Below are 12,625 nucleotides of genomic sequence, written 5' to 3'. Positions count from 1 at the left end.
AGCCTTAATCCCGAACGTTCCACAAAAGAAAGCATTGCACCCGTCTCAACGAGGTGCTGCACGGGTGAGGAAATCGAAAGCATCATGGCCAGGAAGACCGAGAACAACGGACCCTCCGTCAGTGCGCAGGAGGCGCTGGAATTCCACGCCATGGGCCGGCCCGGCAAGCTGGAGATCGTCGCCACCAAGCCGATGGCGACGCAGCGCGACTTAAGCCTTGCCTATTCGCCGGGCGTCGCGGTTCCCGTCCTAGCGATCGCCGAGGATCCGAGCCGCGCCTTCGACTATACGGCGCGCGGCAACATGGTCGCCGTCATCTCCAACGGCACCGCCATCCTCGGTCTCGGCAATCTCGGCGCGCTGGCCTCCAAGCCGGTGATGGAAGGCAAGGCGGTGCTGTTCAAGCGCTTTGCCGATGTCGATTCCATCGACCTCGAAGTCGACACCGAGGATGCCGACGAATTCATCAACTGCGTGCGCTTTCTCGGCCCCTCCTTCGGCGGCATCAACCTCGAGGACATCAAGGCGCCGGAATGTTTCATCATCGAGCAGCGCCTGCGCGAATTGATGGACATTCCCGTCTTCCATGACGACCAGCACGGCACCGCCATCATCTCGGCCGCCGGCCTGATCAACGCGCTGGAGATCACCGGCCGCGATATGAAGACCACGAAAATGGTCTGCAATGGTGCCGGTGCGGCAGGCATCGCCTGCATCGAACTGATGAAGGCGATGGGCTTCGCGCCTGAAAACATCATCCTGTGCGACACCAAGGGCGTCGTCTTCCAGGGCCGCACCGAAGGCATGAACCAGTGGAAATCGGCGCACGCCGTCAAGACCGAGGCGCGCTCGCTGGCCGAGGCGCTCGAGGGCGCCGACGTATTCCTCGGCCTCTCCGCCAAGGGCGCGCTGACCACCAAGATGGTGCAATCGATGGCCAAGAACCCGATCATCTTCGCCATGGCCAATCCCGACCCGGAGATCACGCCGGAGGAAGTGGCGGAGATTCGCACCGACGCCATCATGGCCACCGGCCGTTCGGACTATCCGAACCAGGTCAACAACGTGCTCGGCTTTCCCTACATCTTCCGTGGCGCACTGGATGTGCGGGCCACCACCATCAATGACGACATGAAGATCGCCGCGGCGCGTGCGCTCGCCGAACTGGCGCGCCAGGACGTGCCTGACGACGTCGCGGCCGCCTACCAGGGCATGCGGCCGAAATTCGGCCCAAACTACATCATCCCGGTGCCGTTCGACCCGCGCCTGATCTCGGCCATTCCGATCGCGGTCGCCAAGGCGGCGATGGACTCAGGCGTCGCCCGCAAGCCGATTCTCGATCTCGACCGCTACGCCCAGGAGCTTTCCGCCCGCCGCGACCCGATCGCTTCGACGCTGCAGCGCATCTACGACCGCGTGCGCCGCCAGCCCAAGCGCATCGTCTTCGCCGAGGGCGAGGAAGAGCAGGTGATGCGCGCCGCCGTCTCCTATGTGAACCAGCGGCTCGGCACGGCCATCCTGCTCGGCCGCGACGACATCATCAAGGAGAACGCCAGGAACGCCGGCATCGAGATCGACAGGCAAGGCATCGAGATCATCAACGCCAGGCTGTCGCGCCGCAACGGCGTCTACACCGACTATCTGTACGAGCGCATGCAGCGCAAGGGCTTCCTGTTCCGCGACTGCCAGCGCCTGATCAACAACGATCGCAACCACTTCGCCGCCTGCATGGTGGCGCTGGGCGACGCCGACGGCATCGTCACCGGGGTCACCCGCAACTATTCGACGGCGCTCGACGACATCCGCCGCGTCATTGACGCCAAGCCCGGCCACCGCGTCATCGGCGCCTCGATCGTGCTGGCTCGGGGCCGAACCGTGATCGTCGCCGACACCGCCGTGCACGACATGCCAAATGCCGAGCAGATCGCCGACATCGCCGAGGAAGCCGCCGGCTTTGCCCGCCGCATGGGTTACGAGCCAAGGCTCGCAATGCTTGCCTATTCCACCTTCGGCCATCCGCAGGGTGAGCGCTCCGAGCGCGTCCAGGAAGCGGTGCGCATCCTCGACAAGCGGCGCGTCGATTTCGAGTATGATGGCGAGATGGCCGCCGATGTGGCGCTCAATGCGCGCGCCATGGCGCAATACCCATTCATCCGGCTGACCGGCCCGGCCAACGTCCTGATCATGCCGGCCTTCCACTCGGCCTCGATCTCGACCAAGATGCTGCAGGAACTAGGCGGCTCCACCGTCATCGGCCCGCTGCTGGTCGGCTTGAACAAACCGGTGCAGATCGTCTCGCTCAACGCCAAGGATTCCGACATCGTCAACATGGCGGCGATTGCGGCATATTCGGCGGGAGCGTGAGAGACCGCTCGATCCAGATCGCCAGATCGCGGCACCAGAAGATGCCGTTAAGCACGCGGCGGTCATCGACGCGGGGCACGCCTCGCGGCTTGTCGGGCAGGAACGGCTCGATCGCGCGCGATTCAACGTCTGTCGGATCATATCGGCTCATTGTGAGCCTGAATCGGAGTCCGGCGCGATGGAATCAGCAAACACTCCAATAGCTTTCGCTTTGATCTGCATCGGGAAAACTGAAACCGGGCATCCAGTTTTGCGTTGTCTCCCCGACTGACGCGGGTCGGAGAGAGAATCATGACGAACAATTGGCAGCTACCGGAGCGCTTCGACTTCCGTGGCTACGCGATCGCATGGGGGACGATTGGAGCAGGGCCGCCCGCAATCGTGCTTCACGGAACGCCATTTTCGTCCGTCGAATGGCGGCGCATAGCGCCGCTTCTGGGACGGGAGCGACAAATCTTCTACTTCGACATGCTTGGCTACGGTCAGTCCGACAAACCCGACGCCAACGTGTCGCGCGGCGTGCAGAACGAGCTTTTCGCTGCCCTTTATGCACATTGGGGCGTCAAGAACCCGGACGTGGTCGCCCACGATTTCGGTGGGTCGAATGCGCTTCGCGGACACATATTGAACGAGCTTGACTATCGAAGCCTCGTCCTCATCGACCCGGTCGCAATCAGTCCCCAAGGCTCACCGCTCGTTCAGGCCGCAAAGGAAAATGAGCAGGTGTTTGCGAACCTGCCAGCCTATATCCACGAAGCTATGCTTAGGGCCTATATCGGCACCGCAGTGGCCAACGAATTACGCGAAGACGAGATGCAGCTTTACCTCGACCCGTGGCTGGGAGATATTGGTCAGAAGGCGTTCTGGCGGCAGATTGCCCAGATGGATGACAAGTACAGCCAGCAGGTTGAGTGGCGATATGGCGAGATACGCTGCCCCGTGACAATCCTATGGGGCGAAGATGACGAGTGGATACCGATCGCCGATGGCCGGGAACTGGCAAGGCGGATAGCCAACGCGCCTTTCGCGTCCGTTCCAGAGGCGAAACATCTGTTGCAAGAGGATGCGCCGGAAGCGATTGTCGCGACGACACTGCGTTTCTGGGATACGTTGCAAACATAACCGGAGAGCAACGGTGGCTTCAAAGCGTTTCTGATCTTGATGCTGCCGATCCGCAGACCACGTCATCTCGGGAATCGCCGACTAATGGGCTCACGGCCTAATCCGTGGCAATTGCGGCATCGAGATCCCAAGATCTGAGCTTCCCACCACGCAAAAACCCGCCGGCCGGGAATACCGTTCCGACGCTTGGGGGTAAAAATCCGGCCACCGATTGTTCTCTGCTCCACAGTCGTGTAACGCCGTGCCGCTGGCACAAACGGGTGACCACATTTTGCAGAAGATAGAAGAACTGATTGATTGGTTTGCCGACAGCAAGATCGGCCGGCTTTACGCCGCGGTGCTCTTCGTCGCTCTTTATTTTGCCTTCCAAACTGCGACGCTGCCGCTCCTTAGCCTTTGGGCAGGCAACGGCGTAAACATCGACGATGCCGAGCAACTGATTTATCTGCCGCATCTCGCTGCCGGCTATGGTGGTTCGCAGCCACCGCTCTACAACTGGATTGCCTGGACAGTAAGCCAAGGGTTCGGGACGGGCATCTTCAGCCTTAAACTCGTTAGATATGTCCTGCTTTTCGTCGGCTTTGCCGCCACCCATGCTGCAATGCGCAAGCTTGGCTATAAGCAGGTCACCGCCGCCGCCGCCATGTTCGGACTGATGACGGTGCCGCTGCTGTTTTGGGAAGCGCAACACAGCTTGACGCATTCGGTGGCCGCCTTCGCCTTTTGCGCGGTCACGCTGCTCGCTTTTGCTTATCTCGTCGATATCAGGACGCCGCTGGCCTATGCGTGCTTCGGCCTGGCGGCCGCACTGGCCGCGCTCGCCAAGTTCAACGATGTCCTCATGCTGGTAGCGCTGCTCTCGGCGGCGATGACTGTGCGCGCCTACCGACCAGCGCTGGTTTCGCCATGGATACTGCTCAGCATGGCGGTCTTCGTGCTTGTTCTGACCCCGACGACAGTTTGGAGCTACTACCATTCGGACGCAATTTTCGCCCGTATATCCAAGTTTGGCATAGCCGATGATGACGACGGGATGATCGGCGTCCGCGGCGAGGGGTTGTTCAAAATCATATTCGCTACCGCCTCATTCAGCATCATGACTCTATTCGTCTACGTCCTCGGCTTCGCCTGGAAACGGAGTTTCCCCCGGCGCCAGGAGGCTTTCAATGCACCGCGGGACAAGTTGCTTGAGCGTGCATTGCTGATAGGCCTTCTTGCTGTGCTGCTGCTGGTGCTGGCAAGCGGCAGCACGTCGTTGCGCAACCGCTGGCTGCTGCCGGTTCTTTTCCTGCTGCCGCTTTATCTTGCCGCACGCACGGAAAGGCTGGGCGAGTTCGGGCGGCAGGTTCAGCGCTTCGTAATCGCCTTGGCTGTCGTTATAGCTCTGCTTGTGACACCGTTCACTTGGTATGCGCAACTGATGGGCGGGGGAGGCAAATCTCGTACCGCAAGACTGGACTTCAAAGAGCTCTATTCCGATCTGCGGGCCACCGGGCCGGTGCGCACGATACTCGGCAGTTCCTCGTGGGTCGGGAATTTCCGCCTCGCTGAGGGCGACCTCGTGCTGCTCAATCCCGAGGTTCCGGAGCTGAAAGAGCTGCTCCAGGATCCTGCGGTGTTGATGTGGCTGGACGAAGGCCAGCCTGACCCGGCAGTCGTAGAGCTCTTGCGGCAAACAGACTACGAGCTCAGCAACCAAACCGGTACGCTGATCGGCAAAGAACTGTTCGGGTCTACATCGGGCCGGCGCATCTATTTCGCCCGCCTTCACAAGCGCGGTTCGGCGGGCACAAGCGCACAAGATTGAATGTAGTCAAGGATTGCCGCTTGTACCCACCGCAGGTGTCGACCCTTAGCATCGGGTAGGGCAGTTCAATTCCAGCCGCGGCAGCTCTGATAGGCATGTCGCCAATAGCGCCAGCCGGTCGTCTTCCACTTCCAGAATTCATAGCCGCAGCCACCGTGATCGGAAGCGACGATCGTCACGCCGCCCCAGAGCCAGGAGCCATGCTTGTGGTGGCCATGGTGATTGCCGTGGTGGCCGTCATGGTCCTTGCCGGGTTTGCATCCGAACACCTTGCAATGCAGCTTGGGCCTATGCTTGAGGATCGGTGGCTTGGCTTTGCAGCTAATTACCGCGCAGTCGATTTTCGCATTTATCCTGGGGCGGATCTTATCGCCAAAGGACGGCAGTTTGCCTGTTGGCCTGAAGGTTTGGGTGCGACGGGCGAGGCGCGTTTGCGGCATCGCCGAATTCTGCTTCACCGCCTGTGAAACGCCGTGTTTCATCTTGAACTTGTTTTCTCCGGCCTGGGCGCCGTTGGTGACGGCCATGGCCCCGATGATCGTGGCCAGCAGCAAAACGATGCCGGCGAAACGATGTTCGATCCTGAACATCGATGTCAGGCGCGCCATGCCTTTGGCCGGCGCGGCCGATCTTTCCTGACGCGCGCGAGCCATAGCGCCGGTGTAGAGTTTCTCGTACTGCGTCAGCGTCAACGCGCCAGGATCGACGCCACTGAAAGCGACGACTGTTACGGGAGTAGACATCTTCCTGATCCTTCAGTTGGTTGGCGGCCTCGACCGCGGAGCCGTCCCGACGGGTTCGCTCCATAGCGCGGCTTTTCGCCCCCGGATGTTTCGGACGAATGCCGAAATCCGACTGAAGTGTTTCAATTGTTGACCCGTGCAGTGCGCCCGTTGGCAGTGCACTCGGCGTCGCGCCCATTCCCTTCTCCTACGAGAGGAGAAGGAAAGAAGGGGTTCTACAGCAACCCTGCCTGCTCAGCCTCTTTGCGCAAATTCTGCCTCGGCCTTGGGCCGAGCTGCTGGATCACCAGCCCGGCCGCCAGTGAGCCGAGATTGCCGCAATCCTTCAGGCTGCGCCCTTGCGTGTAGCCATAGAGGAAGCCCGCGGCATAGAGGTCGCCGGCGCCGGTGGTATCGACCAGCTCCCGGATCTTGGTTGCATCGACGGTGACGGTCTCGTCGCCGCGCACGATGACCGAACCCATTTCCGAGCGGGTGACCGCGGCTATCTTGCAGTCCTTGCGGATCTGCGCCAGCGCCTCATCGAAAGAGGCGGTCTGGTAGAGCGACTTGATCTCGTGGCTGTTGGCAAAGACGATGTCGACGGTGCCCGAGCGCATCAGGTCCAGAAACTCGTCGCGGTAGCGGTCGACGCAGAACGAATCCGACAGCGTCATCGACACTTCGCGGCCGGCGGCATGCGCGAGCTTCGCCGTCTGCCGGATCGCTTCCTTGGCGCGCGGCGGGTCCCACAGGTAGCCCTCGAAATAGGTGACCGCCGCGCCTGAAGCCTTGTCTGCCTCGACGTCCTCAGGCCCGAGCTCAATGCAGGCGCCGAGATAGGTGTTCATCGAGCGCTCGCCATCGGGCGTGACGAAGATCATCGAGCGCGCCGTCGGCGGCTCGCCGTTGAGCGGCTTGGTATCGAAGGCGACGCCCTGCGCATGGATGTCATGGGCGTAGATCTCGCCGAGCGGGTCGTTCGAGACTTTGCCGAAGAAGGCGGCGCGTCCGCCGAAGGAAGCGACGCCCGCCGCCGTGTTGCCGGCGCTGCCGCCGGAGGCTTCGATGGCCGGGCCCATGCGACTGTAGAGCAGTTCGGCGCGCCTGGTGTCGATCAGGTTCATCGCGCCCTTGATGATGCCGTTGGTCTCCAGGAACGCCTCGTCGCACTGGGCGATGATGTCGACGATCGCATTACCGATACAAAGCACGTCATAGTTCGGCATCAAGGATGTCTCCGCGAAAAAACCATTGGCCTTCTGCCACGCCGGCCGCGGGCGGGTCTAGCGATTTGATGCGGCTTTGCCTAGTCAACAATTACGGGTTGGATAATGATCGAAGCATTTCTTCCGTGTCTTGCTTACCAGGGTGGCGTAGTCGATCAATGTCCCCCAAAGGTTGCGAACCCGCCATGCCTGCAAAAACCGACATGAAGACCGAACTGGCGCTTCTCGTTGCGCTCGCGGTGCTGTGGGGCGCTTCCTACACCTTCATCAAGATCGGCGTCGAAACGATCCCACCGGTAACGCTGATCGCCGCCCGAACCTTGATTGCGGGTGGAATTCTTCTCGCCCTCCTCCGCTGGCGTGGCCTGACGCTGCCGCGCGATGCCGCCAGCTGGCGTCGGTTCGCGTTCCAGGCATGCCTCAACAGCGTTGTGCCATTCACGTTGATAGCCTCGGCCGAGCGCTCGCTGGACGCCGGGCTGGCCACGATCCTGAATGCGACCTCGCCAATCTTCACCTTCTTGCTGACAGCGCTCATCACGCGCCACGAGCCGGTGACCATGCGCAAACTGTTCGGCGTCGGTGCGGGAATAGCTGGGATATGCCTCATCGTTGGCACCCAGGCACTTGGCGGTCTTGGTCACCAATTGTGGGCGCAGCTTGCCGTCGTCGCGGCGACGGTCTGCTACGCAGGTGCTGCCATTTTCGGTCGCGGCTTCAAGGGCCTTGATCCGATGATTCCGGCCGCCGGTTCGATGCTTTGCGGTGCCGCGATACTCCTCCCCCTCAGTCTTGTGTTCGACCGGCCCTGGGCGTTGGCGCCATCAACGGCCTCGATCCTTGCCCTGCTCGGACTTTCGGTTTTTTCAACCGCGCTGGCCTTCTGCATTTATTTCCGCCTCATCCATACGCTGGGCTCCGTCGGCACTACCTCGCAGGCCTATCTGCGCGTGCCGATCGGCGTCGGTATCGGGGCGGTGTTCCTCGGCGAAAGCCTTGGGCCGACGGCGTGGTGGGGAATGGCCCTTGTTGTCGCCGGCGTGGCGGCGATGACCATTCCTGTCCGCAAGCCGGTGCTTGCGCGGTAGGTTGCGTTATCAGCGGCAGTTGCGCTGATGATTTGCCTTTCCTATCTCGGGGGCGTCCTGCCCAAACGGGCGCGTTGCATATAGGTTTGAAACGCCATGATACTCGACGCCGCCCGCGCCGCCCTGAGCCGGCTGTTCTCGCCCGAGTTTCGTTCGGTTTTCATCAAGACGCTGGGGCTCACCTTGCTGGCGCTGCTGGCCTTGTGGTTCGGGTTGACGAGCCTTGTCGAGTGGCTGGCCTTGCCATGGTTGGAGTCCCTGATGCCCGGCCTGCCGTCCTGGGCTGGCTGGCTGGGCGGCATCATCGCCGCCATCGCTCTTGCCTTCGGGATGGCGCTGCTTATCGCGCCGGTGACGGCGATCATTGCCGGCCTGTTTCTCGACGATGTCGCCGAAGTGGTCGAGCGCACCGACTATCCCGGCGATCTGCCCGGCCGCGCCGTGCCGGCACTGCGCTCGCTGGTGCTGGCGATAAAATTCTTCGGCGTCGTCGTCCTCGGCAACATCGTGGCTTTGCTGCTTTTGCTGGTGCCGGGCATCAACATAGCCGCCTTCTTCATCGTCAACGGCTATCTGCTCGGACGCGAATTCTTTGAATTCGCCGCCATGCGCTTTCGCCCGGAGGTCGAGGCACGGGCATTGTGCAAGAAGTATGCCGGCACGGTGTTTCTCGCCGGGCTGCTCATTGCTGCCTTTCTTGCCGTGCCGCTGCTCAACCTTCTGACGCCGCTGTTTGCCGCCGCCATGATGGTGCATCTGCACAAGGGGATCAGTGCGCGAGAAGCGGCCCGGTCCTCAAAGTCCTAGCGCAGCAGAAAACCCTTGCCCAACTCGTCGTCGGGCTCGACGATGAATTCGGCGCGCCCTGAGTAATAGGCGCGGCCGCCGACACGGGCGATGATGGCGTCATGCGGTCCGGCTTTCGCGGTCCTCGTCACGCTCCCGGAAAAAAGCGAGCCGGCGATGCTCTCGAAGGTCCGCGCCTGCCCGATCGCGATCCCGCCCTTGGCATGCATGGCCGCCAGCCGTGCGGTGACGCCCGAGCCGGTCGGCGAGCGGTCGACCTGGGCCTCGGCGAAGACGCAGATGTTTTTTGTCGCCTCGCTGGAAAACGCATCCCTTCCGTCGGTCAGGATCGTGCCGTAGAGAAAGGCGAGGTCCGCATGGTCGGGATGCGACAAGGGGAACTCGGCCTTCAGTTTGTCGGTCAGCGCCGTCGCCGGATCGACAAAATCGCGCACGCGGCTCCTGCCGAATTCCAGGTCGAACGTGCGGCAATCGGCGAGCGCGTAGAAGGCGCCGCCATAGGCGATGTCGAAGCCGATCGCACCGAATCCCGGCAATTCCACCTCCTGGTCGCGGGCAAACAGAAAGGCCGGCACGCTTTCGAACGACACAGCACCTGCCTTGCCGTCTTGCACCTCAACCGAGGCGACGACCAGCCCGCACGGTGCTTCGATGTTGACCGTCGTCAGCGGCTCCTGTCGCGCCACCAGCCCCTCGTCGACGGCATAGCGGCCGAGCGCGACGATGGCGTGGCCGCACATCGTCGAATAGCCCTCATTGTGCATGAACAGCACGGCGAGGTCGGCGCCGGGCAGATCAGGCTCGACCAGCAGCGCGCCATACATGTCGTAATGGCCGCGCGGCTCGAACATAAGGATCTTCCTGAGGTGATCGAAGTGGTCGCGCACATAGGCGCGTTTTTCCAGGATCGTGCCTTTTGGAATTTGCGGATAACCGCCGGTGACGATCCTGAGCGGCTCGCCGCCGGTGTGCATGTCGACGACGGTGAGCGTCATGCTTCGGTGCCTGTCTAAGCCGAAGATTTGGCAAACAACGCCTGCAGCTTGCCGAACGGCATGGCGGCGCGGCTGAAGCCGAAGGTTCCATCCTGCTGGATTTCGCGCGCCGCCGTTTCCAGCATGCCGAAAGCGAAATTGGTCAGTCCCGACCCGAGCGAGATGCGTTTGACTCCCGCCATCGCAAGATCGGCGACGGTGAAGCCCGGGCTCGCCAGGACATTGACCGGCTTGGTCAGCGCCGAGCAGACGGTTCGCACCGTCTCGATGTCGCTGATACCAGGCGCATAGAGCACGTCGGCGCCGGCCTTCTCGAAGGCTTGCAGCCGCTTTATCGTGTCGTCGATGTCGGGCTTATCCCACAGAAAATTCTCGGCGCGCGCGGTGAAGACGAAATCATGCTTCAGCGCCCGTGCCGCCTCCGCTGCAGCGGCGACGCGCTCGACTGCATGCGAAAAATCGTAGATCGGCTTGTCGGGTTCGCCGGTGTGATCCTCGATCGAGCAGCCGGCGAGGCCGGCCGCTTCGGCCGCGAAGACAGTTTCGGCGGCACTTGTCGCGCTGTCGCCCTTGCCCTTCTCGAGATCGGCCGAGACCGGCAGGTCGGTCGCCGCCGTCATCTCGCGGCAATGGTGGATCATCGCCTCGAAGGTCACCGCGCCGTCAGGCAGGCCGCGCGAAAACGCAAAGCCGGCGCTGGTCGTTGCCAGCGCCTTGAAACCGAAGGAGGCCAGCAATTTCGTCGTGCCGATGTCCCACGGGTTGGGCATGACGAAAATCGAGCTATGCAGGTCGCGAAAGGTTTTGCCCTTGTCCATGGATGCATTCCTTCATCTGCGGGGTGTGAGGCCGGATTCTATCGCGCCGATTTGCGGCGGGCAAACGAATGCGATTGGTTCAGAAGCGATTGGCGTTCTCTGCTGCCAATTTGTCCAGTGCGTCGGAATCCTTGACGTATGCGGCCCTGTCCCAATGGTAGGTGAGGGAAATGTCGCGCGAGGAAGCCTTGGGCGCCTGATCGTCGCAGCTTTCACCATTCGGCACCGTGGCATCGGTCACCCTGGCCTTGATGGCCGCGTAGGGCTGGCCGTCCGCAACGGTCTGAAAGGCCAACTCCTGCGTGCGCGTATAGGCGCAGAGGTTCTCGTTGAACGTGTAGATCATGTCGATCAGTTCGAACCTGTCGTCGCGGACCAGGATCAGCGGCGTGCTCGTATAGCCCTGGCTCGAATTGAAATGCGTGCTCAGGGTGATGATGGCGTCATCGCTGGGCCCAATCGGCAGCTTGCCCGGCTCGCTGAAAGAGGTGCTCCGGTCGACGGCGACATTGACGACGTCTAGCAGTCTCGGCTTGCCGGCAAGATCGTAAAGCGCCAGCACCGCGAACCCCTCGGCGCTGTCCGACGAGCTGCCGAGGTCGAACAGCATGGCCAGCCGATCCTTGCCGCCTGCCTTGATGTCGAGCGCGGCGGCGTTGGAGAGGCCCGACGTTTCGGGCGGCAGGCCACCGCTATCCGAACCCTCGATATGGCGCATCTCGACCGGCCTGGAACCCCGGTAGAAGCCGTTCTTGTCCGCCGCCAGATCGGGAATGATCATCCTGGCGAGGTCGAGATAGGTCTTGTCCTCGTGGCCGGGGACGGCGCTGCCGAGGTCTGGGAAGCTGACGCCTTGCGCACCGGCCGCAGTCCACAGATACGGCAGCAGCAAACAGGCGAAGATGAAGCGAAGCAGGATGGAACTCATGCGCTGGGCGCCTCCCACTGTCGAGCGTTCGCAAGCTAGCACGGACAACTGAGGCGTACAGCCGGGTAAGAAGCCTGAATTATCAGGTTAGTGGATCGGCACCAGTCCGGCCAGCGCGCGCATATCGTCGAACAATATGCCGCCGGCCTCGGTCAGGCCGTCGCGATCGGTATGCGGGTCGCCGTGATAGGAAAATACCCGCATGCCGGCGGCAATGCCGGCCATCGTTCCGGCGACGCTGTCCTCGATGACGATGCAGTCTGCCGGCGCAAAGCCCATCGTATGTGCGGCATGCAGGAACAAGTCGGGAAACGGCTTTCCGCGCGAGACCATGGTCGAGCTGAACAGCGCATGCTCGAACAGCGGCAACAGACCTGTTTGGCCGAGCGTGATGTGCATTTTCGAAACCCGCGCCGATGAAGCGACGCAAGTTGCGATGCCGGCCGCATGCACGACTTCGATGAACTCCCTGACATAGGGGACGGCTTCGACGCCGTGCGCGAACAGGTCCGGCAGGCCGGCGTTCCAGCGCTCGACGAAATCGGCGCCGAGGCTGACGCCGGTCGCCTCGACTTCTTTTTGCACCGAGACCATGGAGCGGCCGGAGAAATTCTTGCGGCAAGATTCGAAGGTGGCCGGGTAGCCGGCGGCGCTTAGCCATTCCGCGAGGCGCCGATTGGCCAGGTTCTCGGTGTCGACCAGAACCCCGTCGCAATCGAAGATGACGAGCTTGGGCATTCTCATT

General features: G+C 62.0%; 11 protein-coding genes and 1 pseudogene. 5 read left to right on the top strand and 7 right to left on the bottom strand.

The annotated features are described in order from the left end of the window. The first annotated feature begins 84 nt into the window (after positions 1–84). Entirely contained in the window at positions 85–2,364 is a 2,280-nt protein-coding gene (locus NKH73_RS18460) for an NADP-dependent malic enzyme (protein ID WP_352934402.1), read from the top strand. A gap of 34 nt (positions 2,365–2,398) precedes the next feature. Here the strand turns inward: NKH73_RS18460 and NKH73_RS18455 are convergent. Continuing rightward, a pseudogene (locus NKH73_RS18455) lies at positions 2,399–2,515 on the bottom strand (IS5/IS1182 family transposase); the annotation flags it as partial. A gap of 140 nt (positions 2,516–2,655) precedes the next feature. Between NKH73_RS18455 and NKH73_RS18450 the strand changes: the two are divergent. After that, positions 2,656–3,486 carry an alpha/beta fold hydrolase gene (locus NKH73_RS18450; RefSeq protein ID WP_352934399.1) on the top strand — a complete coding sequence of 277 codons (831 nt, stop codon included), beginning with the start codon at positions 2,656–2,658 and terminating at the stop codon, positions 3,484–3,486. Between the two features lie 271 nt (positions 3,487–3,757). Then, the gene (locus NKH73_RS18445; RefSeq protein ID WP_352934396.1) at positions 3,758–5,293 is read left to right on the top strand and encodes an ArnT family glycosyltransferase; all 1,536 of its coding nucleotides are present in this window, start codon (positions 3,758–3,760) and stop codon (positions 5,291–5,293) included. A gap of 65 nt (positions 5,294–5,358) precedes the next feature. On the opposite strand, the gene NKH73_RS18440 is transcribed toward NKH73_RS18445, so the two are convergent. Next, entirely contained in the window at positions 5,359–6,036 is a 678-nt protein-coding gene (locus NKH73_RS18440) for a hypothetical protein (protein WP_352934393.1), read from the bottom strand. A gap of 215 nt (positions 6,037–6,251) precedes the next feature. After that, positions 6,252–7,244 (bottom strand): adenosine kinase, encoded by a 993-nt coding sequence (locus tag NKH73_RS18435; protein WP_352934390.1) that lies wholly within the window; start codon positions 7,242–7,244, stop codon positions 6,252–6,254. Between the two features lie 185 nt (positions 7,245–7,429). Between NKH73_RS18435 and NKH73_RS18430 the strand changes: the two genes are divergently transcribed. Next, positions 7,430–8,332 (top strand): DMT family transporter, encoded by a 903-nt coding sequence (locus tag NKH73_RS18430; RefSeq protein ID WP_352934388.1) that lies wholly within the window; start codon positions 7,430–7,432, stop codon positions 8,330–8,332. Between the two features lie 96 nt (positions 8,333–8,428). Further along, complete coding sequence (locus NKH73_RS18425) at positions 8,429–9,139, top strand: sulfate transporter family protein (RefSeq protein WP_352934386.1); 711 nt, start codon at positions 8,429–8,431, stop codon at positions 9,137–9,139. Here the strand turns inward: NKH73_RS18425 and NKH73_RS18420 are convergent. From NKH73_RS18420 to NKH73_RS18405, 4 genes are all read right to left on the bottom strand, one after another. Continuing rightward, positions 9,136–10,134 carry a proline racemase family protein gene (locus NKH73_RS18420; RefSeq protein ID WP_352934383.1) on the bottom strand — a complete coding sequence of 333 codons (999 nt, stop codon included), beginning with the start codon at positions 10,132–10,134 and terminating at the stop codon, positions 9,136–9,138. The genes NKH73_RS18425 and NKH73_RS18420 overlap by 4 nt on opposite strands. 14 nt (positions 10,135–10,148) lie before the next feature. Further along, positions 10,149–10,952 (bottom strand): isocitrate lyase/PEP mutase family protein, encoded by an 804-nt coding sequence (locus NKH73_RS18415; protein WP_352934380.1) that lies wholly within the window; start codon positions 10,950–10,952, stop codon positions 10,149–10,151. Positions 10,953–11,031: 79 nt separating this feature from the next. Further along, entirely contained in the window at positions 11,032–11,880 is an 849-nt protein-coding gene (locus tag NKH73_RS18410; protein WP_352934376.1) for a hypothetical protein, read from the bottom strand. A gap of 87 nt (positions 11,881–11,967) precedes the next feature. Further along, the gene (locus tag NKH73_RS18405; protein WP_352934374.1) at positions 11,968–12,624 is read right to left on the bottom strand and encodes an HAD family hydrolase; all 657 of its coding nucleotides are present in this window, start codon (positions 12,622–12,624) and stop codon (positions 11,968–11,970) included. Position 12,625 lies beyond the last annotated feature (1 nt).

Source organism: Mesorhizobium sp. M0938, assembly GCF_040319125.1.
In the GTDB taxonomy this organism is placed as follows: Bacteria; Pseudomonadota; Alphaproteobacteria; order Rhizobiales; family Rhizobiaceae; genus Mesorhizobium; species Mesorhizobium robiniae.
The sequence above is the reverse complement of the archived record's forward strand: the minus strand, read 5'-3'. Positions and strand labels throughout refer to the sequence as shown.